At 62.9% G+C, this 26918-nt stretch carries 26 protein-coding genes, 3 pseudogenes and 1 riboswitch; of the genes and pseudogenes, 15 read left to right on the forward strand and 14 right to left on the reverse strand.

Annotated features, from left to right (window positions below; translation table 11 throughout):
• Window positions 1-18 precede the first annotated feature (18 nt).
• The 3 genes from ACFQDL_RS25405 to ACFQDL_RS25415 form a co-directional block, all read right to left on the reverse strand.
• On the reverse strand, window positions 19-252 hold the full coding sequence (locus ACFQDL_RS25405; protein WP_379911445.1) for a hypothetical protein: 234 nt from the start codon (window positions 250-252) through the stop codon (window positions 19-21).
• Window positions 253-414: 162 nt separating this feature from the next.
• A riboswitch (SAM-I-IV-variant riboswitch) is annotated at window positions 415-521 on the reverse strand.
• A 298-nt stretch (window positions 522-819) separates the two neighbouring features.
• The gene (gcvT, locus tag ACFQDL_RS25410; protein WP_379911446.1) at window positions 820-1950 is read right to left on the reverse strand and encodes a glycine cleavage system aminomethyltransferase GcvT; all 1131 of its coding nucleotides are present in this window, start codon (window positions 1948-1950) and stop codon (window positions 820-822) included.
• 536 nt (window positions 1951-2486) lie between these two features.
• The gene (locus tag ACFQDL_RS25415) at window positions 2487-3125 is read right to left on the reverse strand and encodes a helix-turn-helix domain-containing protein (protein WP_379911447.1); all 639 of its coding nucleotides are present in this window, start codon (window positions 3123-3125) and stop codon (window positions 2487-2489) included.
• A gap of 384 nt (window positions 3126-3509) precedes the next feature.
• On the opposite strand from ACFQDL_RS25415, the gene ACFQDL_RS25420 reads away from it, so the two are divergent.
• The 5 genes and pseudogenes from ACFQDL_RS25420 to ACFQDL_RS25440 all read left to right on the forward strand — a co-directional run bounded on the left by ACFQDL_RS25420 (window position 3510) and on the right by ACFQDL_RS25440 (window position 11302).
• Complete coding sequence (locus ACFQDL_RS25420; RefSeq protein ID WP_379911448.1) at window positions 3510-4895, forward strand: L-serine ammonia-lyase; 1386 nt, start codon at window positions 3510-3512, stop codon at window positions 4893-4895.
• 47 nt (window positions 4896-4942) lie between these two features.
• Window positions 4943-6244, forward strand: a complete 1302-nt coding sequence (locus ACFQDL_RS25425; RefSeq protein ID WP_379911449.1) for a serine hydroxymethyltransferase — start codon at window positions 4943-4945, stop codon at window positions 6242-6244.
• A 74-nt stretch (window positions 6245-6318) separates the two neighbouring features.
• The gene (gene gcvH / locus ACFQDL_RS25430) at window positions 6319-6711 is read left to right on the forward strand and encodes a glycine cleavage system protein GcvH (RefSeq protein WP_379911450.1); all 393 of its coding nucleotides are present in this window, start codon (window positions 6319-6321) and stop codon (window positions 6709-6711) included.
• Between the two features lie 122 nt (window positions 6712-6833).
• A pseudogene (gcvP, locus tag ACFQDL_RS25435) lies at window positions 6834-9724 on the forward strand (aminomethyl-transferring glycine dehydrogenase).
• 720 nt (window positions 9725-10444) lie between these two features.
• Window positions 10445-11302, forward strand: coding sequence for a GTP-binding protein (locus ACFQDL_RS25440; protein ID WP_379911451.1), 858 nt, complete (start codon window positions 10445-10447; stop codon window positions 11300-11302).
• On the opposite strand, the gene ACFQDL_RS33060 is transcribed toward ACFQDL_RS25440, so the two are convergent.
• The 4 genes from ACFQDL_RS33060 to ACFQDL_RS25455 form a co-directional block, all read right to left on the reverse strand.
• Complete coding sequence (locus ACFQDL_RS33060) at window positions 11289-11669, reverse strand: amino acid kinase family protein (protein ID WP_465263992.1); 381 nt, start codon at window positions 11667-11669, stop codon at window positions 11289-11291. The genes ACFQDL_RS25440 and ACFQDL_RS33060 overlap by 14 nt on opposite strands.
• The gene (locus ACFQDL_RS33065; protein ID WP_465263993.1) at window positions 11666-12190 is read right to left on the reverse strand and encodes an amino acid kinase family protein; all 525 of its coding nucleotides are present in this window, start codon (window positions 12188-12190) and stop codon (window positions 11666-11668) included. The genes ACFQDL_RS33060 and ACFQDL_RS33065 overlap by 4 nt, the downstream gene beginning before the upstream one ends.
• 152 nt (window positions 12191-12342) lie before the next feature.
• On the reverse strand, window positions 12343-12573 hold the full coding sequence (locus ACFQDL_RS25450) for a thioredoxin family protein (protein WP_379911452.1): 231 nt from the start codon (window positions 12571-12573) through the stop codon (window positions 12343-12345).
• A 21-nt stretch (window positions 12574-12594) separates the two neighbouring features.
• On the reverse strand, window positions 12595-13914 hold the full coding sequence (locus ACFQDL_RS25455) for a permease (RefSeq protein WP_379911453.1): 1320 nt from the start codon (window positions 13912-13914) through the stop codon (window positions 12595-12597).
• A 177-nt stretch (window positions 13915-14091) separates the two neighbouring features.
• On the opposite strand from ACFQDL_RS25455, the gene ACFQDL_RS25460 reads away from it, so the two are divergent.
• Window positions 14092-14745, forward strand: a complete 654-nt coding sequence (locus tag ACFQDL_RS25460) for a DUF2511 domain-containing protein (RefSeq protein WP_379911454.1) — start codon at window positions 14092-14094, stop codon at window positions 14743-14745.
• A gap of 28 nt (window positions 14746-14773) precedes the next feature.
• On the opposite strand, the gene cydX is transcribed toward ACFQDL_RS25460, so the two are convergent.
• The 4 genes and pseudogenes from cydX to cydP form a co-directional block, all read right to left on the reverse strand.
• Window positions 14774-14872, reverse strand: coding sequence for a cytochrome bd-I oxidase subunit CydX (cydX, locus tag ACFQDL_RS25465; protein WP_379911455.1), 99 nt, complete (start codon window positions 14870-14872; stop codon window positions 14774-14776).
• A 10-nt stretch (window positions 14873-14882) separates the two neighbouring features.
• Window positions 14883-16021 (reverse strand): annotated as a pseudogene (cydB, locus tag ACFQDL_RS25470) (cytochrome d ubiquinol oxidase subunit II).
• A 12-nt stretch (window positions 16022-16033) separates the two neighbouring features.
• Window positions 16034-17593 carry a cytochrome ubiquinol oxidase subunit I gene (locus tag ACFQDL_RS25475; protein WP_379911456.1) on the reverse strand — a complete coding sequence of 520 codons (1560 nt, stop codon included), beginning with the start codon at window positions 17591-17593 and terminating at the stop codon, window positions 16034-16036.
• Window positions 17590-17820 (reverse strand): cytochrome oxidase putative small subunit CydP, encoded by a 231-nt coding sequence (gene cydP / locus ACFQDL_RS25480; RefSeq protein WP_379911457.1) that lies wholly within the window; start codon window positions 17818-17820, stop codon window positions 17590-17592. The genes ACFQDL_RS25475 and cydP overlap by 4 nt, the downstream gene beginning before the upstream one ends.
• Between cydP and ACFQDL_RS25485 the strand changes: the two genes are divergently transcribed.
• From ACFQDL_RS25485 to ACFQDL_RS25510, 6 genes are all read left to right on the forward strand, one after another.
• On the forward strand, window positions 17813-18055 hold the full coding sequence (locus ACFQDL_RS25485; protein WP_379911458.1) for a hypothetical protein: 243 nt from the start codon (window positions 17813-17815) through the stop codon (window positions 18053-18055). The genes cydP and ACFQDL_RS25485 overlap by 8 nt on opposite strands.
• A 284-nt stretch (window positions 18056-18339) precedes the next feature.
• Entirely contained in the window at window positions 18340-18768 is a 429-nt protein-coding gene (locus ACFQDL_RS25490; protein ID WP_379911459.1) for a hypothetical protein, read from the forward strand.
• Window positions 18657-19787: a TrkH family potassium uptake protein gene (locus tag ACFQDL_RS25495; protein WP_379911460.1), complete on the forward strand. Its 1131-nt coding sequence runs from the start codon at window positions 18657-18659 to the stop codon at window positions 19785-19787. The genes ACFQDL_RS25490 and ACFQDL_RS25495 overlap by 112 nt, the downstream gene beginning before the upstream one ends.
• Before the next feature lie 3 nt (window positions 19788-19790).
• Entirely contained in the window at window positions 19791-21335 is a 1545-nt protein-coding gene (locus ACFQDL_RS25500) for a sensor histidine kinase (protein ID WP_379911461.1), read from the forward strand.
• A complete protein-coding gene (locus ACFQDL_RS25505) occupies window positions 21313-22002 on the forward strand; it encodes a response regulator (protein WP_379911462.1) in 690 nt (229 codons plus the stop codon). Before ACFQDL_RS25500 ends, ACFQDL_RS25505 begins: the two co-directional genes overlap by 23 nt.
• Window positions 22003-22004: 2 nt before the next feature.
• Window positions 22005-22235 carry a hypothetical protein gene (locus ACFQDL_RS25510; RefSeq protein WP_379911463.1) on the forward strand — a complete coding sequence of 77 codons (231 nt, stop codon included), beginning with the start codon at window positions 22005-22007 and terminating at the stop codon, window positions 22233-22235.
• Between the two features lie 46 nt (window positions 22236-22281).
• Here ACFQDL_RS25510 and ACFQDL_RS25515 read toward each other — a convergent pair whose 3' ends face one another.
• The gene (locus tag ACFQDL_RS25515; RefSeq protein WP_379911464.1) at window positions 22282-22665 is read right to left on the reverse strand and encodes a hypothetical protein; all 384 of its coding nucleotides are present in this window, start codon (window positions 22663-22665) and stop codon (window positions 22282-22284) included.
• Window positions 22666-22750: 85 nt separating this feature from the next.
• On the reverse strand, window positions 22751-23077 hold the full coding sequence (locus ACFQDL_RS25520) for a rhodanese-like domain-containing protein (protein ID WP_379911465.1): 327 nt from the start codon (window positions 23075-23077) through the stop codon (window positions 22751-22753).
• A 367-nt stretch (window positions 23078-23444) separates the two neighbouring features.
• On the opposite strand from ACFQDL_RS25520, the gene ACFQDL_RS25525 reads away from it, so the two are divergent.
• Window positions 23445-24068 carry a hypothetical protein gene (locus ACFQDL_RS25525; RefSeq protein ID WP_379911466.1) on the forward strand — a complete coding sequence of 208 codons (624 nt, stop codon included), beginning with the start codon at window positions 23445-23447 and terminating at the stop codon, window positions 24066-24068.
• A 24-nt stretch (window positions 24069-24092) separates the two neighbouring features.
• Here ACFQDL_RS25525 and ACFQDL_RS25530 read toward each other — a convergent pair whose 3' ends face one another.
• Window positions 24093-24635 carry a Spy/CpxP family protein refolding chaperone gene (locus tag ACFQDL_RS25530; RefSeq protein ID WP_379911467.1) on the reverse strand — a complete coding sequence of 181 codons (543 nt, stop codon included), beginning with the start codon at window positions 24633-24635 and terminating at the stop codon, window positions 24093-24095.
• Window positions 24636-24959: 324 nt separating this feature from the next.
• Between ACFQDL_RS25530 and ACFQDL_RS25535 the strand changes: the two genes are divergently transcribed.
• Window positions 24960-25370: an archease gene (locus ACFQDL_RS25535; protein ID WP_379911468.1), complete on the forward strand. Its 411-nt coding sequence runs from the start codon at window positions 24960-24962 to the stop codon at window positions 25368-25370.
• 193 nt (window positions 25371-25563) lie between these two features.
• Window positions 25564-26810, forward strand: a pseudogene (locus tag ACFQDL_RS25540) (RtcB family protein).
• Window positions 26811-26918: the final 108 nt, after the last annotated feature.

Here is a 26918-nt window from a genome sequence, read left to right on the forward strand (position 1 = left end):
TATCCTTGGTGTCGCATGTCAATTCATGGCGTCAAGCCAGTCGGTGGTGCGTTGCGGATCGATGTCTGGCAGTTCCAGCCACTGGGCCTGGCCGAAGAGGGCGTCGAGGTCCTGGCTGCGGGGTCTTTCGATCGCCGCCCAGTCGCGGGCGCCGTCAGGCCTGCAGTATTCGACATAGATAAACCACCGGAGCCTGGGGTGCCGGCGTCGTCCTTGCGTTTGCCGGGCACGGCCCAGGCATGCAGCGGACACTGATGGCGATGGCTGCGCAGTCGCCGTACCAGTCCCGATTCGGGGGTGTCGAAAAGTGCCGGGCATTCCGGCTGTACAAGATAGTGTGCTTCGAACATGTCGTGCTCCCAACTCTTCGTCGCGATGCGAAGACTGAATCCCTGGAGCTGACGTATGGAGTGCGGATACCTGATTGGTTGTCGGTATCGACCGCATCGCCGCTTGGCGGCAACCACCTTGCCCAGGTTGGCAGGTTGGCGAGGACGTCAGCCCTTCTCGTGATGCAAAAAACGAGGGTTAAACTTACCTGCTCGGCGGCAATAACGCAATACTGCCGTCCCGGCGATTAACCCTTCATGAACCGGTGGGGCTTCAGCCGCGAATGGTCGCCAGCGCCAATGCAGTTCGCGGCTAAAGCCGCGGAAATTTCAGCGCCCGCCGTAGGAGTGCCGCCCCCGGTGCGAACAGCCTCGGTACCGGAGCCTTTCGCCTCGGGGCGAGGCTCCTACGCAATATCGGCCATGGCACCGGCCACGATCAGGGGTGGCCATGAACCGTAGAATCTCCCACCGGCTTACGGTTTATCGCTCACCCGCGATAGTAGCGCTGCTCCACGAAGGGCATTTTGCTGACGGTCATTGGCAACTTCTTGCCCCGTACCTCGGCGTAGACAGCCGTATCAAGGGTCGCGAACGCGGTGACGACGTATCCCATTGCGATCGAGGCGCCGGCGCTCGGGCCGAAGGTGCCCGAGGTGACGCGACCGATGGCGTTGCCGTCGGCATCGAATAGCTCCGTGCCCTCGCGAACCGGGGCGCGGCCTTCGCCGATCAGGCCGACACGCTTGCGGCTGTAATCCTTGCTGGCGATCTGGCCCAGGATGATGTCGGCGCCGGGGAAGCCGCCGGCGCGCTCACCGTCGGCGCGGCGAACCTTCGAAATTGCCCAGATCAGGCTGCCTTCGATCGGCGTTGTGGTGGTGTCGATATCGTGGCCATAAAGACAGAGACCCGATTCCAGGCGAAGCGAGTCGCGGGCACCGAGTCCGACCGCCTCGACTTCTTCGTAGGACAGCAGCAGCCGGGTGAGGCGTTCGGCTTCTTCGGCCGGAATCGAAATCTCGAAACCGTCTTCGCCAGTGTAACCGGAGCGGCTGACAAAACAGTCGACGCCGTCGAGACTGATGCGGCGCGAGTCCATGAAGACCATATCGGCGACTTCCGGTGCGATACGGGCCAGCACTGTGGCCGCTTTCGGGCCCTGCAGTGCGATCAGGGCGCGATCATCCAGCGTCTCCAGCGTGACGGCGTCTGTCAGATGCGCGCGCAGATGGTTTATGTCTTCCGTTTTGCAGGCCGCGTTGACCACCAGATAGAGGCAGTCGCCGTAGTTGGTGACCATCAGGTCGTCGAGGATGCCGCCCTGTTCGTTGGTGAAGACCGCATAGCGCTGCTTGCCGACCGCCAGGTCGATGATATCGACCGGTACCAGCGATTCCAGCATCGCAGCGGCGCTGTCGCCGCGCAGAAACAGCTGGCCCATGTGGGAGACGTCGAACAGGCCGGCCTGTTCACGGGTGTGAAGGTGCTCTTTCTTGACGCCCGCCGGGTACTGTACCGGCATTTCGTAGCCGGCGAAGGGGACCATTTTGGCGCCCAGCTCCAGGTGAAGATCATACAAAGGGGTCTTGTTCAGGGCGCTGCTCTGCTGTTCTGCCATGGTTGCCTCCGCATCTAAAGGGGTCGTGGTTACCGCTGCCGGACCGCTTGACCGGCCGGAAATGCCGCAACTGCACACATTGGGTGGATCGAGTTTCCAATAGGAAACAAAAGTAGCGGATCGTTTTTACGAATGCAATATAAAAATGGACTTCCGGTGTCGTCGTGGGGCACAAGGGTGTCGCAGAATCTTGGTGACGGGTGACGGGTGACGGGTGACGGGTGACGGGTGACGGGTGACGGGTGACGGGTGACGGGTGACGGGTGACGGGTGACGGGTGACGGGTGACGGTGCGCTTCGCTTCCCTGGCAATTGCTCCTGCATTGACAGGCGGGCCGCGCTCGGACTCGCGCGGGGCGGCCTCCGCCATCCATGGCGATAACCGGCACCCCTACAAGGCCTGATGGTCTGTAGGGGGGCTGGTGAGTGCAACGAACCGCACCGTCGACAAAAAAGACCGTCGATCCGGGGGAGGATCCGACGGTCTGATTCAGGAAGAGTGGTCAGTATAGCAGAACAGGCCGGGCGCTTGTCGATCAGGCGGTGACCCAGAGCACCACGGCGTCCTCTTCACTGGTGGAGATCAGGGCATGACCCATCTCGCAGTCGTAGTAGGCGCTGTCGCCCTCGCCGAGATCGATCGGCTCGTAAAACTCGGTGAAGAAGCGGATGCTGCCGGACAGCACGTAGAGCAGTTCTTCGCCGTCGTGGCGCACCCAGTCTCCATAGTCCTCGAAGCTGCGCGCCCGTACCCGTGTCTTGTACGGGATCATCTTCTTGTTGGTCAACTGGGTGGCCAGCATCTCGTGTTCATAGGTCGGAGTGGGGTGGGGCTTGCCCTCGTCGCGACGCGTGATATCCCGTCGGCCCCCGCTGCTGCGGCTCTTGTGCGGCTGGGCGAACAGCTGAGGAATATCGATGCCAAGGCCCTTCACGAGCTTCTGCACGGCACTGAAGGTCGGAGAAATCTGTTCGTTCTCGATCTTCGAAAGGGTCGAGCGGGCGAGGCCCGTGCGCTTGCTGGCTTCTTCCAGGGTCAGGTTCTGGCTGAGGCGGATCTCACGTACGCGCTTGCCCAGCTGGAGTGGTTCCACCAGGGCTTCATGGCTGGCGCGATTGACCTGCAGCTCCTGCTTTTCCTTCTGCTCCTGCAGGAAATGGGGTTGGTCGGTCATGGTCAAACTCCTGATTGCCGTTCGGCGCTGAGCGCTGAAGGCGCATCCGTCGGTGGCCACCCGTGTCGATACCAAAGGCTGAGGGCGGAACTCAGATGACTGAAAATTGAATGGATATGTACCCGATACTACACAAGGCCCCCGAAGTTGAAAAGAAAGGCAAAAATGGCCGTATGGGGAAATGTCAGGCGATATAAGTTTCCTATAGGAAATTTTTTGTTGAATCATGGAAATGCTATTGCTAGTCTTGGTTCATCGACGATCAGACTCCTATCCTTAATACAGTAGCGGGCGTCGATAGTCTGGACGCTGAGCGAAGTCCGGCGCTCAGGCGGGTCGATAGTGTTTGGGCGCTATTAGCGATGAAACGACGGGAGGCATGCAATGGCATTGAGTATCTTTGATCTGTTCAAGATCGGCGTGGGGCCCTCGTCTTCCCATACTGTCGGTCCGATGGTGGCGGCCAATCGCTTCCTGGCGGAGCTGCGAGAGCGCGGCGACCTGGAGCGGGTTGCCGGCCTGCGGGTGAGTCTTTTCGGTTCCCTGGCGATGACCGGCAAGGGACACGCGACCGATGTTGCCGTCATGATCGGATTGCTTGGCGAAAGGCCGGATCAGGTCGAAGCCGGGCGCATACCGGATTATATCGATGCCATCCGATCCGGTGGCAAGTTGATGTTGGGTGGTGAGCGCGAGATTCCGTTCGCCGAAGATACCCATCTGAAATTCCATTTCGGCGAATCCTTGCCCAAGCATCCCAACGGCATGCGATTCGAAGCCCTGGACCGCGCCGGGCTGATTTTCTACGGCAACGTCTACTATTCGGTGGGTGGCGGCTTCGTTCTCAGCGACGCCGAAGCCAACGACCAGGGGCGTGGTGCCGAGGATGCGACCATCACGCAGCCTTACCCGTTCCGCAATGCCGCCGAGCTGGTCGAAAAGGCCGAGCAGGCAAGTCTGACCATCGCCGAGCTGGTGCTCGAAAACGAGCGCATGCGACATTCGGACCAGGAGATCCACGAGGGCCTGCTGAAGATCTGGCAGGTCATGGACGAGTGCATTCGCAAGGGCTGTGAGCACAGCGGCGAGCTGCCCGGCGGTCTGCATATCAAGCGCCGCGCCCACGATCTGTGGCAGGAGCTGGTCAATCACCCCGAGCGCAGCCTGCAGGATCACCTGACGGTGATGGACTGGGTCAACCTCTATGCCATGGCGGTCAACGAGGAAAATGCGGCCGGTGGGCGCGTCGTTACGGCGCCGACCAACGGTGCGGCCGGGGTGATCCCGGCGGTGCTGGCCTACTATGACCGCTTTATTCCGGGCAGCAATATCGACGGCGTCAAGACGTTCCTGATCACCGCGGCGGCGATCGGCATGCTGTACAAGCAGAACGCCTCGATTTCGGCGGCCGAGGTCGGCTGTCAGGGCGAGATCGGCGTGGCCTGTTCGATGGCGGCCGGCGCGCTCTGTGCGGTGCTGGGCGGCACCATCAGGCAGGTCGAAAACGCCGCCGAGATAGGCATGGAGCACAATCTGGGCCTGACCTGCGACCCCATCGGCGGCCTGGTGCAGGTGCCCTGTATCGAACGCAACACCATGGGCGCGATCAAGGCGATCAACGCCGCGCGTCTGGCCCTGCGCGGTACCGGCGAACATCATGTGTCGCTGGACAGTGTTATCGAGACCATGCGCCAGACCGGCCTCGACATGCAGGACAAGTACAAGGAAACCTCGACCGGCGGTCTCGCCGTCAATGTGGTGGCCTGCTGACCGGGCCGCCTGTTATCGCCATTCACGCAACAAGAGAATAACGAGCCATGAGCAAGCGAGATCTATACCAGGACGCTGTCAGCGCGGCGTTTTTCACCCAGGATCTGAGCGCTGCCGATCCGGCCCTGCAGGCCGCGGTCGACGAGGAGTTCAGCCGTCAGGACAGCCAGATCGAGCTGATCGCCTCGGAGAACATCGTCTCCAAGGCGGTGATGCAGGCCCAGGGCACCGTGCTGACCAACAAGTATGCGGAAGGCTATCCGGGGCGTCGCTATTACGGTGGCTGCGAATTCGTCGACAAGGCCGAGGCGCTGGCGATCGATCGCGCGAAGGAGCTGTTTGGCTGCGCGTTCATCAACGTCCAGCCCCATTCCGGCGCCCAGGCCAACGGCGCCGTGATGCTGGCGCTGCTGCAGCCGGGCGACACCGTCCTGGGCATGTCACTCGATGCCGGCGGTCACCTGACCCATGGCGCCCGTCCGGCGTTGTCCGGCAAGTGGTTCAATGCGGTGCAGTACGGCGTATCGCCCGAAACCCAGCGCATCGACTATGACGCCGTCGAGCAGCTGGCCGTCGAGTCGCAGCCGAAACTGATCATCGCCGGCGGTTCCGCGATCCCGCGTCAGCTCGATTTCAAGCGTTTCCGCGCTATCGCCGACAGGGTGGGGGCCTACCTGATGGTCGATATGGCCCATATCGCCGGTCTGGTCGCCACCGGTGCCCATCCGAGCCCGCTGCCCCATGCCCATGTCGTGACCACCACCACCCACAAGACCCTGCGCGGTCCCCGTGGCGGCATGATCCTCAGCAACGATCTGGAGATCGGCAAGAAGATCAACTCGGCGGTGTTCCCGGGCTTGCAGGGCGGCCCCCTGATGCACGTCATCGCCGCCAAGGCGGTGGCCTTCGGTGAGGCGCTCAGGCCGGAGTTCAAATCCTATATCGAACGGGTGGTCGAGAATGCCCGGGTACTGGCCGAAGTGATGGTCGAGCGCGGCTGCGACATCGTGACCGGCGGCACCGATACCCATCTGATGCTGGTCGACCTTCGGCCCAAGGGGCTCAAGGGCAACCAGGTCGAGGATGCCCTCGAGCGTGCCGGTATCACCTGCAACAAGAACGGCATCCCGTTCGACCCGGAAAAGCCGATGGTCACCTCCGGCATCCGTCTCGGCACGCCGGCCGGTACCACCCGCGGCTTCGGCACCGGGGAGTTCCGCCTGATCGGCAATCTGATCAACGACGTGCTTGACGGCCTGGTGCAGCAGCCCGAGGGCAATGCCGAAGTCGAGTCCCGCGTGCGCGCCGAGGTCAATGCGCTCTGCGCCCGCTTCCCGCTTTATCGCTAAGCGTTGAACGGCCGATGCGGGGCTGCTGCTGCGGCTCCCGCAGGCCCGATATTACCTGCCAGAAGGAATTCGAAATGAACAAAGCTCCGTCCAGCCTGAAATTTACTGCATCTCACGAATGGGTACTGGATAATGGCGACGGCACCGTGACCGTCGGCATCACCGACCACGCCCAGGAGCTGCTCGGCGATGTGGTTTTCGTCGAGCTGCCGGAAGTCGGCCGCGAGGTCGCCAGGGGCGAGGAATTCTCGCTGGTCGAGTCGGTCAAGGCGGCGTCCGACATCTATGCCCCGGTTTCCGGCGAGGTGATCGCCGTCAACGAGGCGCTGGAAGAGGCGCCCGAGACCCTGAACGAATCGGCCTATGAAGACGGCTGGATCGCGAAGCTGAAACTCAGCGATGCGTCGGAACTCGACGAGATGCTGGATGCGGACGCCTACCAGGCCACGGTTGCGGAAGAGGGCTGATCCCACTGTCCCCGGATCAGCGTTCTCGCAAAACGCGGGGTTGCCGGCGTGCACCCCGCACTTATTGAACAAGTTGCAGGCGCCGCCCGGCGGAGCCTGCACAGAGCACACAGGTTAGCGTTATGGCTGTTGAATCCCGTACCTTGACAGAACTCGAACAGCGCACGGACTTTACCCGGCGCCATATCGGCCCCGATGCGGCCGAGCAGCAGGCGATGCTGGAGACCCTGGGCGTCGGCTCGGTGGACGAACTGATCCGCCAGACCGTGCCGGACAGCATCCGCCTGGACGATGCCCTGAGCATGGCCGACGGCGAAACCGAGGTGCAGGCGCTGTCCTATCTGCAGGCGCTGGCGCGCAGGAACAGGGTCAACAAGTCATATATCGGGACCGGCTACCACAACACCCTGGTGCCGAACGTCATCCTGCGCAACGTGCTCGAAAACCCGGCCTGGTATACCGCCTATACGCCGTACCAGCCCGAGATCGCCCAGGGCCGCCTGGAGGCGCTGCTGAACTTCCAGCAGCTGGTGATGGATCTGACCGGTATGGATCTGGCGAACGCCTCGTTGCTCGACGAAGCCACCGCCGCGGCCGAGGCGATGACGCTGTGCAAGCGTTCGAACCGCAAGAAGAGCAACACCTATTTCGTCGCCGATGACGTCCATCCGCAGACCATCGACGTCATCCGCACCCGTGCCGAATACTTCGGCTATGAGGTCGTCGTGGCATCGCCCGAAGAACTCGACCAGCACGACGTTTTCGGTGTGCAGCTGCAGTACCCCGGCACCTGTGGCGACATCACCGATATCAAATCGATCATCGGTAACGCCAAGGCCCAGCAGGCGATGGTCGCCGTTGCGGCCGACCCGATGGCGCTGGTGCTGCTGAAATCGCCGGGCGAACTGGGCGCCGACGTGGTGCTGGGATCGGCCCAGCGCTTCGGCGTGCCGATGGGCTTCGGCGGCCCGCACGCGGCCTTCTTCGCCGCCAGTGACAAGCTCAAGCGTTCGGTACCGGGGCGCATCATCGGCGTCTCCGTCGATGCCCGCGGCAACCAGGCGCTGCGCATGGCGATGCAGACCCGTGAACAGCATATCCGTCGCGAGAAGGCGACTTCCAACATCTGTACCGCCCAGGCGCTGCTGGCGAACATGGCAAGCTTCTATGCCGTCTACCACGGTCCGGACGGGCTCAAAACCATCGCCGAGCGCATCCACCGTCTCACCGCCATTCTGGCCAAGGGCCTTGCGGACAAGGGGTTCGCGCCGAACGGGACCTATTTCGATACCCTGACCCTGGCGGTCGGCGAGCAGCAGGGCGCGATCTATCAGCGCGCGCTGGAGGCCGGCTGCAACCTGCGCCTGGTTGGCGATGACCGCATCGGTATCAGCCTGGACGAGACCACCACCGCGGCCGACGTGGCCGAGCTGTTCGACATCATTCTGGGCGAAGGCCATGGCCTCGACGTTGCCGCGATCGACACCCGCATCGTCGGCGGCGGCGCCACCGGCATCCCTGTCGACATGCGCCGCGAGGATGCGATCCTGACGCATCCGACCTTCAACAGCTATCACAGCGAGACCGAGATGCTGCGTTACATGAAGCAGCTCGAGAACAAGGACTACTCGCTGGTACACGGCATGATCCCGCTGGGCTCCTGCACCATGAAGCTCAACGCCACCGCCGAGATGATTCCGATCACCTGGCCGGAATTCGCCAACATCCACCCGTTTGCGCCGGCCGATCAGACCGAGGGCTATCGCCAGATGCTGGTCGAGCTCGAGCAGATGCTGGTCGAGATCACCGGCTACGACAACGTCTCGATGCAGCCGAACTCCGGTGCCCAGGGTGAATACGCGGGGCTGCTGGCGATCCGCAAGTACCAGGAGTCGATCGGTGAAGGTCATCGCAACATTTGCCTGATTCCGTCTTCCGCCCACGGTACCAACCCGGCATCGGCCGCAATGATGGGCATGAAGGTCGTGATCGTCGAGTGCGATGCGAACGGCAACGTCGATGTGGCCGACCTGCGCGCCAAGGCGGAGCAGCACAGCGCCGACCTCAGCACCCTGATGATCACCTACCCGTCGACCCACGGCGTCTTTGAGCAGGAGATTGTCGAGATCTGCGAGATCGTGCACAGGCACGGCGGTCAGGTTTACATGGACGGCGCCAACATGAATGCCCAGGTGGGTCTGTCGAAGCCCGGCCTGATCGGCTCCGACGTGTCCCATCTGAACCTGCACAAGACCTTCGCCATTCCGCACGGCGGTGGCGGTCCGGGCATGGGGCCGATCGGCGTCAAGAGCCACCTGGCACCCTTCCTGCCGGGTCATGCGGTCAGCCCGGTGCCGGGTCTGGACAACCAGAACGGCGCCGTCTCGGCCGCGCCTTTCGGTTCCGGCGCGATCCTGCCGATCAGCTATATGTATGTCCGCATGCTCGGCAAGTCCGGGCTGAAGAAATCGACCGAAATCGCGATTCTCGGCGCCAACTACCTGGCAGAGAAACTGGCTGCGCATTACCCGATCCTGTACCGCGGTCGGAACGACCGGGTGGCGCACGAGTGCATCGTCGATATCCGCCCGATCAAGGAGGCATCCGGCGTTTCCGAGGAGGATATCGCCAAGCGCCTGATGGATTACGGCTTCCATGCCCCGACGATGTCGTTCCCGGTGGCCGGTACCCTGATGATCGAGCCGACCGAGTCGGAATCCAAGGCCGAGCTGGACCGCTTCGTCGAGGCGATGGTGCAGATTCGAGCCGAGATCAGCCGTGTCCAGGCGGGGAGTGGAGCGCGGACAACAATCCGCTGCATCACGCGCCGCACACCCAGGCGGACCTGGTCGGCGACTGGGATCGCCCCTACGGCCGCGACGAGGCGGTGTTCCCGACCGAGGCGACCCGTCGCAGCAAGTTCTGGCCGGCGTCGAACCGGATCGATAACGTCTATGGCGATCGAAACTTTATCTGCTCCTGCCCGTCGGTCGATGCTTACCGCGAAGACTGACCAGCCACCGGGCCGGTGCACATCGGCCCCTGCCGCAGCTGCCGCGGGTCAAGGCGGCTGTGGCGTTACCCCCGACCGTCGCTCCCGACGGTTGCTTGAGGCTAGATTGCACTTTGCGGGCGCCTTTGGGCGCCCCTTTTCCCCTTGTGCGATACCCGGTACCTGGCCGTTTCTGCTGTCGACGCTTATGCTTTTCCTGATCTTTGTCGGATGGTAGGCATCGTTGGCGGTTGAAATGCAGACAAAACGGGACATAACACGCATCCTGATCATGGGCGCGGCCGGCCGCGACTTTCACAATTTCAATCAGGTATATCGCGACGACCCCGGCAGTCGGGTGGTTGCCTTTACCGCCAGCCAGATCCCAAGGATCGAGGGCCGGCGCTACCCTCCGTCGCTGGCAGGGCCTCTTTACCCGAACGGAATTCCGATCGTCGACGAGGCGGGACTGCTTGATCTGTGTCGTGACGAGAAGATCGACCAGGTGGTCTTTGCCTATAGCGATGTCAGCTACGACCAACTGATGCACGCAGCCTCGATACCGCTGTCGCAGGGCGCCGACTTCCTGTTGCTGGGACCGGATCGCACCATGCTGCAGGCAGAGGTCCCGGTGATTGCCGTCTGTGCGGTCAGAACCGGCTGCGGCAAGTCGCCGGCCACGCGCTGGCTGGCCGCGCGCCTGAAGGCCAGGGGCTGCGGGTCGCGGTCATCCGTCATCCGATGCCCTATGGCGATCTCGAACGTCAGGCGGTACAGCGCTTCGCGACCCGGGCCGATCTGCTCGCCGCCGACTGCACGGTCGAGGAGCGCGAGGAGTACGAGCCTCATCTGGCCCTGGGTACCGTCGTCTATGCCGGTGTCGATTATGAGCGCATCCTGGCCGAGGCGCAGCGGCAGGCGGACATCATCCTCTGGGATGGCGGCAACAACGATTTTTCCTTTATCCGTCCCGATCTGCATCTGGTGCTGGTCGATCCACTGCGCCCCGGCAACGAGACCAGTCACTATCCGGGCGAAGCGGTGCTGCGCATGGCCGATGTGGTGGTGGTGTCGAAGGTCGATTCGGCGTCCGATGCCGATATCCAGGCCGTCAGCGAAAACGCCCGCAGGCTCAATCCGGCGGCGCCCGTCGTGCGCGGGGCCTTGCCGGTGACCCTCGATGATCCCGAAGCGGTACGGGGAAAAAGGGTGCTGGTGGTCGAGGATGGTCCCACCATCACCCACGGGGGCATGGCCTATGGTGCCGGGTTCGTCGCGGCTTCGGCAGTCCAGGCGGCCGAGATCGTCGATCCACGGACGAGCGCTCCGGATGCGATCGCCGCCATTTATGCTCAGTACCCGCATATAGGCCCGGTTCTGCCGGCGATGGGCTATTATCCGGACCAGCTCGCGGCGCTGCAGCAGGCGATCAACGCGGCCGATGTCGATGTCGTGGTGGCAGCGACGCCGTGCGACCTGGGGGGCCTTATCGAAATCCACAGGCCGCTGGTACGGGCCCGCTACGAATTCGTCGAGGCCGGCGAGCCGGCACTCGGTGCGCTGGTCGATCAGTTTCTGGAAAGCTTCAGTCCCGGCTGATCTGGGTGCCGGCCGTTCCGTCGAGCAGGGACCGGGCATCCTTCAACTGACCGATGGCGGCGATGCCGCCGGTCTGTTCGACGAAGTCGCAGGCCGCCGCCACTTTCGGTGCCATCGAACCCGGCGCAAAACCGAGCTGGCGCAATTGCCGGGGCGAGCTGCGTCGAATAGCCCGCGCCCGGGGTTCGGCCCAGTGATCGTAGACGGCATCGACGTCGGTCAGCAGCAGCAGGGCGTCCGCACCGAGCTGGCGGGCCAGCAGCGAGCTTGCCAAGTCCTTGTCGATCACCGCCTCGACACCCACCAGGCTGCCGTCCGGACGGCTGACAACCGGAATGCCGCCTCCGCCGGCGCAGATGACGGTCACCCCTGGCGCATCAGCAGGTCGATCACCGCCAGTTCGAGAATTCTCTGCGGACGGGGCGAGGCCACGACGCGGCGATAACGGGACCCGTCTGGAGCGAAGCGCCAGCCCCGGTCGCGGGCGATCTGATCGGCATCGGTACGGTTGTAGACGGGACCTATGGGTTTGGTCGGGTGGTGGAAGGCGGGATCTTTCGGGTCGACCTCGATCTGGGTCAGTAGGGTCGCCACCGGTTGCCCGGAGGGCAGCCGGTTCTGCAGCTCCTGCTCGATGAGGTAGCCGATCATGCCCTCGGTTTCGGCATCGAGCATATCCAGCGGATACCGATGCTCGGCACTCGCATTCTGAAGTGCCAGCAGTCCGACCTGGGGGCCGTTGCCATGGGTGATGACCAGTTGATGCTTCAGCGCCAGCGGTGCCAGGGCCTCGGCGGCGATGGCGACATTCTGCCGCTGGTTGTCGGCGCTCAGGGACTGGCCCCGCTGCAGCAGGGCGTTTCCGCCAAGGGCTATGAGAATGCGCATGGAGCCTCCACGTCTGTCGGCTCACTCAAGCATAGTCGCCCGATGACGCCTTCAGCGCATCCGGTGCCGCGGCAGCGCCAGCAGGTTACCGCCGAGAAAGAAGCCAACCCCCTTGAGGGTATTTTCGACCGGGTGAGCCGGGCGACTTCAATTTAGCCCAGCAACGCGACCAGTTCGTCGACGTCGGCCACCTTGCCTTCGACCAGGACGTCGTCGTCGATTGAAAGTGCCGGGGTCCGCATGACGCCGGCATCGATGATGCGGGTGACGTCGGTGATTTTCTCCAGTTCGTAGTCGAGTCCCAGCGTCGTTGCAGCCGCTTCGACATTGGCGGCCAGTTGCTGGCATTTGGCGCAACCGCTGCCGTAGATTTTGAGCTTCATAGCCTTCTCCGTTCCGTTCGTTTACCAGAGGTTACCGTAGATAAAGCCGGTCAGGGTCGCCATCAGGACCACCAGGACGCAGTAGACGACCGTCTTGCCGGTGCCGAGTATGGTGCGTATCACCAGCATGTTCGGCAGCGAAAGCGCAGGTCCGGCAAGCAGCAAAGCCAGTGCAGGACCTTTGCCCATGCCGGAACCGAGCAGGCCCTCGACAATCGGGACTTCGGTCAGGGTCGAAAAATACATGAAGGCGCCGAGCAGTGACGCCAGCAACGTCGAGATCAGCGAGTTGTCGCCCACCGCCAAGCTGACCCACTGGGAGGGGATCAGGCCTTCGTATCCCGGGCGGCCCAGCAGGAGGCCGGCGATAAAGACGCCGCCAAGCAGCAGCGGCAGTATCTGCCGGGCGAAGTCCCAGGTCTGGGTGGCCCATTCCCGGTCTTCGTCGCGCGTGATGGCGATCGCCATGATGCCGAGGATGCCGATGGCGAACGGCAGCTCCGGCAGTCCCGGGGTCAGCAGGGCCGCGAGGACGATGGCAATGCCCAGGCCCAGCAGCGGGCGCACGGGCCAGTTCCAGCGCCGGACCAGCAGGAGTGCAAAGAGCAGAGCCAGTACGACCGTAATCGGCCATTTCCAGCGGAAAACAGTCATCCAGGCATTGCTGTCGGCAGCGGCCCAGTTGGCGAATACCAGGATACCGATCATCAAACCGAAAAAGGCCATCACCGAGGTTATCGGCTTGCCGTCTTCCACAGTGCCGAATCCGCGGCTCGATCCCCGGGCGCGTTCGGCCTCTTCGCGGCGATAGATCAGGTGCATGATCGTGCCGATCACCAGTGCGAAGAGGATGGCGCCCACGGCGCGGGCAATTCCCAGTTCAGCGCCCAGTACCTTGGCGGTGACGACAATGGCCATCACATTGATCGCCGGACCGGAATAGAGAAAGGCGATCGCGGCACCGAGGCCGGCGCCCCTTTTGTAGATACCTCCGAACAGCGGCAGCACGGTACAGGAACAGACGGCGAGCAGGGTGCCCGAAACGGAGGCGACGCTGAACGCCACCGGCTTCGATGCCTCCGGACCCAGAAAGCGCATCACCGAACCCTGGCTGATGTAGACCGCCATGGCGCCAGCGATCAGAAAGGCCGGCAGCAGGCAGAGGATCACGTGTTCCTGGGCATACCAGTGGGTCAGGCGCACCGCCTCGAGCAGCGCGTTGTCGAAGCGCGCATTGCCTGCCGGCAACAGGTAGATCGCCAGGAAGGCCGCAACCATGATCAGCAGTAGCTGAGCCTGTCTCGGGCTCTGGTGGTAGAGCGACAAAAGTCGGGCGTACATGTGGCTCTCCTCGCAGGATCCTATGATCATAGGCGAAACGGGCGATCCTCTCTTGACCTCTATCAATAGCCTGGATTGTGGCCGTATCCGCATCTCGCCTGGTCAGCGACTGATTCGCGACGGCTGTTGGCCTATAATCGCGGCCTTACTCCGAAACGACTGCGCGCAGGGACAAAGATGAAACGCAAGCCGCTACTGGCCCTGGTCACCGGTATCGCATTGGTGTTTGCGGCGCTGCTGCTGTATCCGTCACGCCAGACCGACGAGCGATTCAGCCACGCCGTCTCAGCCGAGGGAAACGAAGTTTTCGAATTCGGCAGTCCGATGGCGCCGGCCCTGCCTGAAGACATCCGGCAGGCCGATGACCTGGCCGGTCTGCTGGAACGGCTCGGGCTGCAGGGCTTCGCCGGCGAAATCGCCGTCAACCCGCCCGAGGGCGGCGGCTTCCGTTGGCGGGACGGGCGCGGCTGGGAAATCAGAGTCTTCGCCAAGCAATGCGACGACGGCCTTGCCTGTGTCGATCGGGTCGAGATCCGGCCCGACGGCGAAACCCGGCTGCGCAATATCGATGCCGCCGATGCGCGAGCCCGGCTGGTCAGCGCGGCGGACTACGAGGCCTGGCCCTTCACAGTGGCGATGGCCGTGATTCGCTGCCAGCCGCCCAGCGCCGTAACCCTGCGCACTCCGGACGGCCTCTATGCACTCAATGGTCAGGGGCGCACGGAGAATACCCTCGAAGTCGACGCTATCCTGCGCGAGCATCCGCAGCGCCCCGGGGCCAGGATGCCCTATGGACCGGTGTTTTTCGATGCGATGGCGCTGTGCGACTGAGCTCAAGCTGCAAAGCCGCGACCGTCGCTCAGTCGTCGAAGCCGCCGGTGGTTTCGTGCCATAAGGCGTTGATGATGCCGAAGCTGCAGGCCAGCAGCACCCCCAGTAGCCAGGCGAAATACCACATATTCGTCTTCTCAATAAAGGTTATGTGAATCCTCGGCGATCTGCCGGGTGTCGAGTCGGCGCCACATCTTGACGTAGCACCAGAGGGTGTAGCCGAGCACGACGGGTACCAGCACCGCCGCCACCGCGGTCATGATCCCCAGCGTCAGCGGGCTCGAGGCCGCATCCCAGAGCGTCAGACTGGCCGCCGGCTGCAGGCTCGACGGCATGACGAAGGGAAACATCGCAAAACCCGAGGTCAGGATGGTGCCGGTGATCGCCAGGCTGCTGCCGAGGAAGGTCAGGACGCCCGCACTTTGCAGCGCCGCCAGCAGCGCCAGCAGACCTCCGGCCAGTCCCAGCAGCGGCGCGGCCATCATCCAGGGGTACAGGCCGTAGTTGGCCAGCCAGCCGCTGTTGTCCTGCAGCACTGTCTTGTCGAGCGGATTGAGCCGCGCACCCAAATCGAGCCCCGGCGCCAGCCGGTAACCGTCGAGGCCGAAGCTGACCCAGCCCCCGCCAGCGCGAAGGCGACCAGGAAAGCCAGCGCGCACCAGGCGGCGGCGCGCCGGGCGTTCTCCCGGACCCGGTCGGAGCACCGCAACATCAGCCAGCCGGCACCCTGCAGCGTGATCATCGACAGGCTGACGACCCCGACCAGCAGCCCCAGCGGGTTGAGCAGCCCCCAGAAGGAACCCTGGTAGCTCGGGCGCAGGAAATCGTCCAGCAGCAGCGGCACGCCCTGCAGCAGGTTGCCGAAGGCGACGCCGAACACCAGTGCCGGCACCAGTCCGCTGGCAAAGAGCGCCCAGTCCCAGCTGCTGCGCCAGCGGGGATCCTCGAGCTTGCTGCGGTAATCGAAGCCGACCGGGCGGAAGAAGAGGGCGAAGAGTACCAGCAGCATGGCCCAGTAGAATCCGGAGAAGGCGGCCGCATAGACCATCGGCCAGGCGGCGAACAGGGCCCCGGCGGCCGTGATCAGCCAGACCTGGTTGCCTTCCCAGTGCGGTGCCACGCTGTTGATGACGACGCGTCTTTCTTCATCGCTACGGGCCACCAGTGGCAGCAGGATGGCGGCGCCGAGATCGAAGCCGTCGGTCAGGGCGAAACCGATCAGCAGCACGCCGATCAGAACCCACCAGATCAGTTTGAGGCTTTCGTAATCAAGCATGGGTGCGCCCTCCTAGTCATGGGCCGGCTGTTCGAAGTGATAACGGCCGGTATGCAGCACACTAGGGCCGAGACGGGCGAAGCGGATCATCAGATAAAGCTCCACCGCCAGCAGGGCGGTGTAGAACACCATCAGGGCCGTTAGGGAGGCGATGACATCGCCGGGCGCGAGGGCCGAGGCGGCCAGTCGAGTAGGTAAAACTTCGCCGATGGCCCATGGCTGATGTCCGTATTCGGCGACGAACCAGCCGGTTTCGGAGGCGATCCAGGGCAGCGGCAGGCTGAACAGCGCCCATTTCAGCAGCCGGGGGCGGTGCTCCATGTCTAGTCTGGTACTGGCCCAGAAGGCGGCGGAAAACAGCGCCAGCATCAGAAAGCCGCTGGCGATCATGACGCGGAAGCTCCAGAACAGCGGCGCGACCCGTGGAATGGTATCGACGGCGGCCTGGCGGATCTGGTCGTCGCTGGCATCGACGACCGCCTCGGTATGGCGCTTGAGCAGCAGGCCGTAACCGAGATCCTCGATCACCTCGGCGAAGGCCGCCCTGTTTTCCGGCGTATCCTGGCCGCTGCGCAGCTGCTGCAGCAAATCGTAGGCGACGATGCCGCTGCGGATGCGGATTTCGTGCAGCTTGATCAGATCCTTGAGGCCCAGTACCTCCTCATCGACCGAACGGGTCGCGATCAGGCCCAGTAGCCAGGGGATCTTGACCGCATACTCGGTGGTCATGGTTTCCTGGTCCGGAAATCCGAACAGCGTGAAACCGGCCGGCGCATCCTGGGTCTCCCACTGGGCCTCGATCGCCGCCAGCTTGACCTTCTGCACATCGCCGAGTTCGTAGCCGGACTCGTCGCCGAGCACGATCACCGACAGGATCGAGGCCAGTCCGAAGGCCGAGGCGATGGCGTAGGAACGGCGGGCGAAGGGCAGGTCGCGCTTCTTCGACAGGTAGTAGCTTGAGATCGCCAGCACGAAAATAGCTCCGGTGACGTAGCCGGCGGCGACGGTATGGACAAACTTGACCTGGGCCACCGGGTTGAAGAACAGCTCGCCGAAACTGGTCATCTCCATGCGCATGGTGGTGACGTTGAACGCGGCGCCGACCGGGTTCTGCATCCAGCCATTGGCGATCAGGATCCAGAGTGCCGATAGACTGGCTCCGATCGCGACCAGCCAGGTGACCAGCAGATGCTGGTTCTTGCTTAGCCGTTGCCAGCCGAAAAAGAACAGGCCGACAAAGGTCGATTCGAGGAAGAAAGCGACCAGGCCCTCGATCGCCAGCGGGACGCCGAAGACGTCGCCGACGTAATGGGAAAAATAGGACCAGTTGGTACCGAACTGGAATTCGAGCGTCAGGCCGGTGGTGATGCCCAAGACGAAGTTGATGCCGAATAGCTTGCCCCAGAACTGGACCATGTCCCTGTAGACCTGCTTGCCGGTCATTACATAAACCGATTCCATGATCGCCAGCAGAAAAGAAAGTCCGAGGGTCAGGGGCACGAACAAAAAGTGGTACATCGCCGTGAGAGCGAATTGCAGGCGGGAAAGGTCGACCGCGGCTTCCGAGATCATCGGCCAATCTCCTTGGGTTGGGGTGGCGGAGCGACATTGCCAGGTACGCTCAGCAGCCGCTCTTCCGTCAGGCGGGTGCCGTCTACCGGGATGGTCGGCGCATCGAACCAGACGGCCTTGATGCCAAACAGAATCGCCATCTTGACGATCAGGATCAGGCTGATCTCGATCGCGAAGCCCGAGCGCTTCCAGCGCCGTCGAATAACAGTGGACTCATCTTTGATCATCGAGCTTTCCGTCACGGGCGCGAAGACCTCTGTTGCGCCTATATTAGACTGGTCTAAATCCTCAAGTGGTCTGGATATGCCATTGGAGGATGACAGAACCCTGAACAGAGGGCTCGGTCATCCGGATTCCCGCTTGCTGCGTTCTTTCACTCGCGGCGGCGTTTCAGGATTCTCGTATCCGGTGATCATCAGTTTGATCAGGCTGAAAACCGTATCGACCATGGTCGCCATCTAGACAAGAGCGATGACGAAGATCAGCACCAGGAAGGCCGTGGCGGTATGCACTAGCGCCCCCGGTTCAGTGTCAGTCTGGCCATTCCCAGCGTTTGCCACTGCGTGCGCCATTGATTGTAGAACAGGTAGAGCAGGCCCGAGACCCAGACTCTGTGTCGAGGAATGACGATCGAAAGACAGGTCCTGCGACGTTTACGAAAAATTTACAGTGGGCTCCCGTTTTGCCAATCGAATCTTTACGCCTGCTGATGAACAATGGAAGCATCGATGGAAGGGATGTCGATCATGTTCAGATTGTTCAAGCCGGTTCTCTATGTCTGCGGGCTGCTGGCACTGTTGATGACCGGTCTTATGCTGCTTCCAGCCCTGATCGGCTGGTGGCGCGGGGATACGGAAACCCTGGCCTTTCTGGAGTCGGCCCTGGTAACGGGGCTCACCGGTGTCCTGCTGGTGGTCGGCTGTCGCTCGAGAGACTTTTCTCTGGCGCCGCGCCAGCTCTATCTGCTCACCAGCTTCAGCTGGGTTCTGCTGTCCGTCGCCGGCGCGTTGCCCTGGTATTCGGCCATGCCAATATCGGCTTTACCGATGCCATCTTCGAGGCCATGTCGGGTATCACTACCACCGGCTCGACGATCCTCAGCGGGCTCGAGAGACTGCCGCACAGCCTGCTGCTGTGGCGCGCCCTGCTGCAGTGGATCGGCGGCCTCGGCGTGATCGGCATGGCGGTCTCGATCCTGCCGTTCCTGCGAGTCGGCGGCATGCGGCTGTTCCAGACCGAATCCTCGGACTGGTCCGACAAATCCCTGCCGCGTCTGGCGCATCTGGCACGGTCGTTGTTCTTTGTCTATGCGCTGATTACCCTGGCCTGCATTCTGAGTTACTGGCTCAATGGCATGACGCTCTTCGATGCGGTCAGTCATGCACTGACCACCGTTTCGACCGGCGGTTACGCCACCGATGACCGGTCGATGGGCCGCTTCGACAACAGCATGCTTTGGATCTCGACGCTGTTCATGCTGCTCGGCGGCATGCCCTTCGTTCTCTTTATCCGCTTCATCTCCAAACCCTCGCTCGGGGCCCTGGCCGATGATCAGGTGTTTGCCTTCCTGGTCATCGTGGCGGGGCTCAGCCTCTGTCTCGGCATCTATTTGATTGCCAGCGGTCAGTACGAACCGTACGATGCCCTGACTCAGGCCGCCTTCAATATCACCTCGGTGATCACCACCACCGGTTTTGCCTCGGCCGACTACAGCCTCTGGGGAGGCTTCAGTCTGGCGCTGTTCTTTTTCGTTACCTTTATCGGAGGCTGTTCCGGGTCGACTAGCGGTGGTATGAAGATATTTCGTTTTCAGCTGTCGTACCTGTTCCTGCACCGTCAGATCAAGATGCAGGTGCACCCGCGCGGGCTCTTTTCGATCCGGTTCAATGGCAAGGAGGTGGAGGACGACATCATCTTTTCGGCGGTGGCCTTTTCCTTCCTGTTTTTCATGGCCCTTGTCGTGACGACGCTGCTGCTGGCGATCCTCGGGCTCGACTATGTCACCAGTCTGACCGGCGCCGCGACGGCCCTGACCAACGTCGGTCCGGGGCTTGGGGATATCATCGGTCCGGCCGGCAACTTTTCCTCGCTGCCGGATGCCGCCAAGTGGGTACTCTGTTTTGCGATGCTGCTGGGCCGGCTGGAGCTGCTGAGCCTGATGGTATTGTTCACACCGGTGTTCTGGCGAGGATAGAGGATGCACGATCATTTGAGGGGTTTGTGGCGAGAGTGGGTGTTCGGCCGTGACCGGCTGTCACTGATCCTGCCGTGGCTGTCACCGCTGCTGGTCACGCTGTTGTCCTGGCCGCTGTCGCCATTGCTGCCCAATGCCAATCTGTCGCTGCTCTACCTGGCCGGCGTGCTGCTTACGGCGGTTACCACCCGGGTGCGGCCGGCGCTGATCTGTGCGGTGCTGAGCTTTCTGACCTACAACTTCTTCCATACCGAACCTCGCTTCACGCTTTTCATGATCCACCGCGAGGACATCCTGACGGTGTCGCTGCTGATGCTGGTGGCACTGGTCACCGGTCACCTGGCGGCGAGTCGCAACGAAAAGATCCAGGCGCTGGAGGCGAGCCACCGGTGGAACCTGCACCAGATGGCGCTGGCGCAACAGCTGGCGCTCTGCGTCGACGGGCCCCAGATTCTGCGGACATTGGCGGACCGGCTGCAACAGGATCTGCAGCGGCCTGCCCATCCTTTCTGGATGGACGAGCGCGAAGGGGTGTTGCGGCCGATGCAGCCATTGCCCCGGACGTTCGAGTCGCCGCTGCCCGATGTCGCAAACGCCGCCATGACGGGAGAGGATATCGCGCTGCGACGCGGTGGCAGGCGCTATCAGCTGTATTTCCGTCATGACGGGGCCTGCCAGGGCGTCATTCTGCTCGAGGGCGAAGCCGACCTGCCGCCGCGACTGCTGGAGCGGCTTGACGCCTTCGTGCAACTGACACGACTGGCCTGGAGCAGGGTTCAGCTGGCTCAGACCCTGCAGCGGGAAATTCTGGTCAAGGAGCGTGAGCAACTGCGCTCGGCATTGCTATCATCCATTTCCCACGATCTGCGCACGCCGCTGGCGACCATGATCGGTTCGGTCTCCAGCCTGATCGAGCTGGCCGATGCGCTCGACCCCGCCCAGAAGGTCGAACTGCTGCACAATACCCTGAGCGAGGCGCGGCGCCTGGACGGTTATATTCAGAAGCTGCTGGACATGACCAAGCTGGGGCATGGCGAACTGAAACTGGAGCGGGACTGGGTCGGTCTCGACGATATCCTCAGCGTCGTGATCAAGCGTACCCGGCCGCTGCTGCACTCCGTGCGGCTGCGCCTCGAGGTGCCGCCGGAGCTGCCATTGCTGCATGTACATCCGACTCTGATCGAACAGGCACTGTTCAACGTGGTCGAGAATGCGCTGCGCTATGCACCGCCGGATTCGGAGGTGCTGATCAGGGCCCGGACCGAGAGTCGGCAGATGCATATCGATGTCGGCGATCAGGGGCCGGGCATCCCGGCATCGGCCTGGCTGGATATTTTCGATATGTTCTGCAGCCTGAGCCATGGCGATCAGTATCCGGCCGGTACCGGGCTGGGACTTGCCATCTGCCAGGCAATACTCGGTGCTCACGGCGGCGAGGCGAGGGTGCTGAGCAGCCGCCCCGGCGAGACCCTGATCCGGCTGTCGCTGCCGTTACCCGAATCGACCCTTGCTGACAGGAGTTGCGATGAAACGCATACTGATCATTGACGACGAACCCCAGATCCGTCGCTTCCTCAACATCAGCCTCGGGTCCCAGGGCTACGTCATCATCGAGGCGGAAAACGGGTGCCGGGGGCTCGAGCTGACGGCACTGGAGGCGCCGGACCTGGTGATACTGGACCTCGGGCTGCCCGACCGCGACGGTCAGGAGGTGCTCGAAGCGCTGCGCGACTTTTATCAGGGGCCGGTCATCGTGCTGTCGGTACGCAACAGCGAGCACGAAAAAGTCCGCGCCCTCGATGCCGGCTGCAACGACTATGTCGAAAAGCCCTTTGCCGTCAACGAGCTGCTCGCGCGCATACGTGCCGTTCTGCGCACCTACGACAGTATCGAGGTGCCGCCGGTGGGCTACGATGACGGTTATCTGCAAGTCGATCTGCAGGAGCGCAGTGTCCGGGTGGCCGGCGAGGAGGTCAGGTTTTCGAAGAAGGAGTTCGAGCTGCTCAAGCTCCTGCTGGCCCATCCCGGGCGCGTGCTGACCCAGCAGCAGCTGCTGCGAGAACTCTGGGGGCCGCACCACAGCGAGGACAATCACTATCTGCGCGTCTTCATCGGCCGCCTGCGCAGCAAACTCAACGATGACCCCACCAGTCCCCGGTATATCGAGACCAGAGCAGGGGTTGGCTATCGTTTTCTCGGCAACGGCGACAGTTGACCATGACGAATCCTTTCCCGCTGTCACCGGGCGAATGGCATGGCCTGCGGGCCCTGGCGGCCGGCAAGGATCTGGACGCCGAATGCGATCCCGGTGTGATAGAAAGCCTGAGGTCCAAAGGGCTGCTGGATATTGTCGTGCAGCCGTTGCCGATGTTTCCCTGCCGTCGGCGCTATGCGCTGACGCCGCTGGGGCGCTACCTGCTGCGCGGTCCGGCAGGCGCGGGACGCTGATCAGCGGGTGTCTCTGCTGTGCGATGGTGCCTGGGCAAGGTCCGACTCAGCGTTCGGAGTCGGCCAGACCGTCGAGAGCTTCCGGTGCGGCGGCGGCGCGAAACTCCAGCAGGGTGCGGGTGCCGTCACCGCTGTCGATGCGCAGGCCCCGGTGGGCATCGTCGATGCGTAGTGCGTAGAGCCCGATGGCATCCTCGATCAGAAAGGAGGTTTCGTTGCGTCCTTCGCCCACCGTGACGATGATCTCCGCCCGGTTGCCGTTCGTGCCTTCCCGCACTTCCTGCAGCGGCTGCTCGCCGGTAAAGAGCGCCTTTGGATCAGCCGCACCGGTACCGGCCTGGTGCAGCCTGACCCGCCAGCCGTGGTGCTGGCGGGTGAACTGTTCGCAGAACGACTGCCATTCCGCCTCGGCTATCGCGATGTCCGCCATGGGCTATCTCCAGCACTGTTGCCGTTGTCCCTCTAAGGATAGCGACAGATTGGCCGTCGTCGAGTTCGTCTCAGACCCGGACCGGTCAATGGTGTTTGTGATTGGCGAGCCACTCTTCGGTGCCGCCTTCGTAATCGAAAATTTGCCTGAAACCGGCCTTGTCCAGCTTTTCAGCGGCCTTGGTGGACGCCGGACATTCAAAATTGGCGCAATAAACGACGATTATTCGATCCTTGCCGCCGGCGACCTTTTCGACCGTTTCGGTGAAGTCGTCCGCCTCGTGGGGAATATTGATCGAAGTGCGGATATGCTTTTCGTTGAAGGTTTCCCGGGGCAGTACGTTGATGAGCACGAAGTCCTCGTGATCCGTTTCGTTCATCTGCTCGAGATATTGGCGGGTAATGGATTGCATGTCGTTCTCCCTAGTTGACCTGTGCTACAGCCTTTGGAGAAAGCGATGCAGTTGCGTGACTTTCCGCAAAGGCGGCAAGTCGTCGGGCGATAGGTAAGTCGGGTGCCACCGTCGTTGGCGGATACCTGATCTTGGCCCGTACGGCGTGGGTTCGTATTTAAACTAACGCAGTTGCCAGACCGCTTCCAATGAAGATCTGTACGATTTTTCATCATGGAGCCGTGCCATTGTCGGGAGTCCGGACAGGCTTTTCTATACTTTTACCGGTAATGGGCTGTTGATGGCCGAGTGTTTTCACGGGCAAACCGGTTCGCCAACTCGCTCTGGTCCATTATTGCAAAATCCCATCGCCGAACAGGGGGACGGTATGCTTAGGTCCATTGCCAGTGGATTTCGCTCGGTCCATCTTATTGCAGGCGGGCTGCTGATTCTGCTGATCTTGTCGTTTCTCGTGGACTGGTCCGGCGAGCCGCAGCGAAGTGGCGAAAGCCCACTGGTGGTGCTCAGTGAAGCCGAGGATGCGCAGTGGATTCGCCTGCCGGCTCCTGCCGTGACCGACAGGCTTGACCGCATCTATATGGCAGAATCCGAACCGTTGCGGGCCCAGGTACTGCAAAACCTCGGTGAGTTTCGGGCCGCCTACCAGCAGTTGGCGCCTTCGCTCGAGGTGAGGGTCGCGCCGGGTCTCAAGAGTCGGCAGCGACTGGCCGAACGGCTCGGCGCCGCACTGTCGCACTTTGGCCTGGGCAGGGCGCGGGCCGGTTTCGACCTGGCGCTGCCCGGGCAGGCCCGGCCTGCGATGCTGGCACGATGTTCAGGCAGGGATGCCGAAATCCTCAGGCGCCTGCTGGCAGCGCTGTCGCCCTATCTGGCCGGTGACGTGCTGGTCCAGTTCGACGACAGCCTCAGGATCGACGAGATCGGTCTTTATCTGTTGGGCGAGCCTCGATTCAACGAGGAAGGGGTGGCCATCTTCGGTAATTGGGAATAGCACCTGTCGCCCCGGAACATGCGGCTACCAGCCCATCATTCCACCGTGGCGGAAACTCTGCACCTTTTCCCGCTGCTCCGGCGTCAGGACCTGCTCCATCCGGTTCTGTGTCTCGATGCGGTTCTCGGTCATCTGACGGTGCAGGTCGAACAGTTTCTGCTGCTGTTCGCCGATCGCCTTGGGATCGAGTTCGTCGGCGGAATAAAGTTCGCGCAGGCGGTTATGTTCCTCATGCATCCGGGTCATCAGCGCCCACTGTTTCTCGTGCATCTCGTTCTGAAGGTCCCGCATTTTCTGACGCTGCTCCTTGTCGAGATCGAGCGCCATGCCCGGGCTGCCGAAGCCTTCCATCATGCCGGGGCCCATGCCCATGCCATAGCCTCCCATCATGCCGGGACCCATCCCCATGCCATAGCCGCCCATCATGCCATGGCCGCCGTAGCCGCCGCCCATCATCGGCCCGCCCATGCCGTACTGGCCGTGGGCGAGGGCCGCGGGTGCCGTGACCACGGCGCCAAGCACCAGTGCCAGTCCTGCCGTCTTTGTTTTCAAAGCCTGTATCTTCATTTGCTTCTCCTCGATTACCGTCGCGTTACGCGTTACGTGTCACCTTGCAGAGAATTCGCGGCGGAGTTGGACGTACCCAGATCGATCCCGATAACGGCCATGAGAACCTCCTGCGACCTGTGCCGGTTCTGGATTGTTTCGGTCACCCGCAAGTATAGGCACGAGCCGGGGACTACGTGGCCACGCCAGCCCATCCAACCCTGCCTACACTAAAGATGACAGCGCCGGAATCCGCGTTCATTGATGCAGGTCAGGCCCAGAGGCCCGTACGGCCAATACGCGGGTGGGGCACGGAGGGGATACTTCCGCTCGGAGGATCGAAAATTGTGGTCGCTTTTTCATCATGGCGCCGATATCGGCGTGCGGGGGACCGGCAATACGCCGGCTCGGGCGTTCGAACAGGCCGCCCTGGCGATGACGGCGGTGATCACCGACCCGGCGCAAGTCAGGTGCATTGAAAGCGTCCGGATCGAGTGCGAGGCGCCGGAGCTGGAACTGTTGCTGGCCGACTGGCTCAACGCCCTGGTGTACGAGATGGCGACGCGGCATCTGCTGTTCGGTCGCTTCGAGGTGGAACTGCAGGGGGACCGGCTGCAGGCCTGCGCCTGGGGCGAGCCGGTTGACGTCGAGCGCCATCAGCCGGCGGTCGAGGTCAAGGGTGCGACCTATACCGAACTCGAGGTGCGCGAGGATGCACCGGATCACTGGCATGCCCAATGCGTCGTCGACGTTTAAGTGAATCATTATGAATATCAAAGACTTCAAGCGCATATCTCAATACGAATGGCAGATCGAGCCGGCGGGCAGGATGCGTGTGCCGGGCATCATTTATGCCACCGAGGCGCTGATCGAGGCGATGGACGACAAGGTCCGGGAGCAGGTGGTCAACGTGGCCTGCCTGCCCGGTATCGTCAAGGCGTCCTACGCGATGCCGGATGCCCACTGGGGCTACGGCTTTGCGATTGGCGGGGTGGCGGCCTTCGATGCCGACCGGGACGGCGTGGTCTCGGCCGGCGGTGTCGGCTTCGATATTTCCTGTGGCGTGCGCTGCCTGCGCACCGGTCTCAGGCGCGAGGCGGTGGAGCCGCTGAAAGAGCAACTGGCAGACCTGCTGTATCGCCGCGTGCCAGTCGGCGTCGGCAGCCATGGCCGTATCCATCTCGATGCCGCCGGCATGGATGCGATGCTGACCGGCGGCGCCCGCTGGGCCGTCGAGCAGGGGTTCGGCCAGGTGGAGGATCTGGCCCATATCGAGGAGCAGGGCTGCATGGCCGGTGCCCGCGCGGAGGCGGTCTCGGAGCATGCCAAGAAGCGGCAGCGCGACGAGATGGGCACGCTCGGGTCGGGCAACCACTATCTCGAGGTACAGGAGGTCAGCGAAATCTTCGATCCGGCGACCGCGGTCGCCTTCGGCCTGCGGCAGGGGAGGTGGTACTGTTCATCCACTGCGGCTCCCGCGGACTCGGCCACCAGATCGGCGCCGAATTCCTCAAGAGCATGTACGTCGCGGCCGGCCGTCACGGCATCGAGCTGCCGGACCGGGAGCTGGCCTGCGCGCCGATCCGTTCCGATCTCGGCGAGCGCTATCTCGGCGCCATGCGCGCGGCGATCAACTGCGCCCTTGCCAACCGCCAGATCATTACCCACCTGGCGCGCGGTGTCTTCGCCGAACTCTTCCCCGGTATCGAGCTGGCGCTGCTCTACGACGTCTCCCACAACACCTGCAAGGTCGAGGAGCATCGGGTCGACGGCGAAAGGCGTCGCCTGTTCGTCCACCGCAAGGGTGCGACACGGGCCTTCGGCCCCGGCCATGACGAGATACCGGCCCTGTTCCGCGGGCAGGGCCAGCCGGTGCTGATCGGCGGCTCGATGGGCACCGCCTCCCATGTACTGGTGGGCGACGAACGCGCCGAGGCGCTGTCGTTCTCGTCGGCCTGCCACGGCGCGGGCCGCGCGATGAGCCGCCGCCAGGCCTGCAAGACCTGGATGGGGCGCCAGCTGCTGGACCAGTTGCGCGGGCGCGGCATCATCGTGCGCAGCCCCTCGTCCCGCGGCATCGCCGAGGAGGCGCCTGGCGCCTACAAGGACGTCGATGCGGTGGTCGATGCCGCCGCCGACGCCGGCCTGGCACGCAAGGTCGCCAAACTCAGGCCGCTGGTCTGTATCAAGGGTTAGTGGTCAAGCCGGACCGCGCCGGAGCGTTCGAGCGTATCGCCGATTGGATCGAGGCGGAGAGCGCGGCTGCGATTGCCGCGTAGAAGAGGGCAGGGCTCCGTTTTCGGG

It is taken from the genome of Marinobacterium aestuariivivens, assembly GCF_042661465.1.
Classification (GTDB): Bacteria; Pseudomonadota; Gammaproteobacteria; order Pseudomonadales; family Balneatricaceae; genus Marinobacterium_A; species Marinobacterium_A aestuariivivens.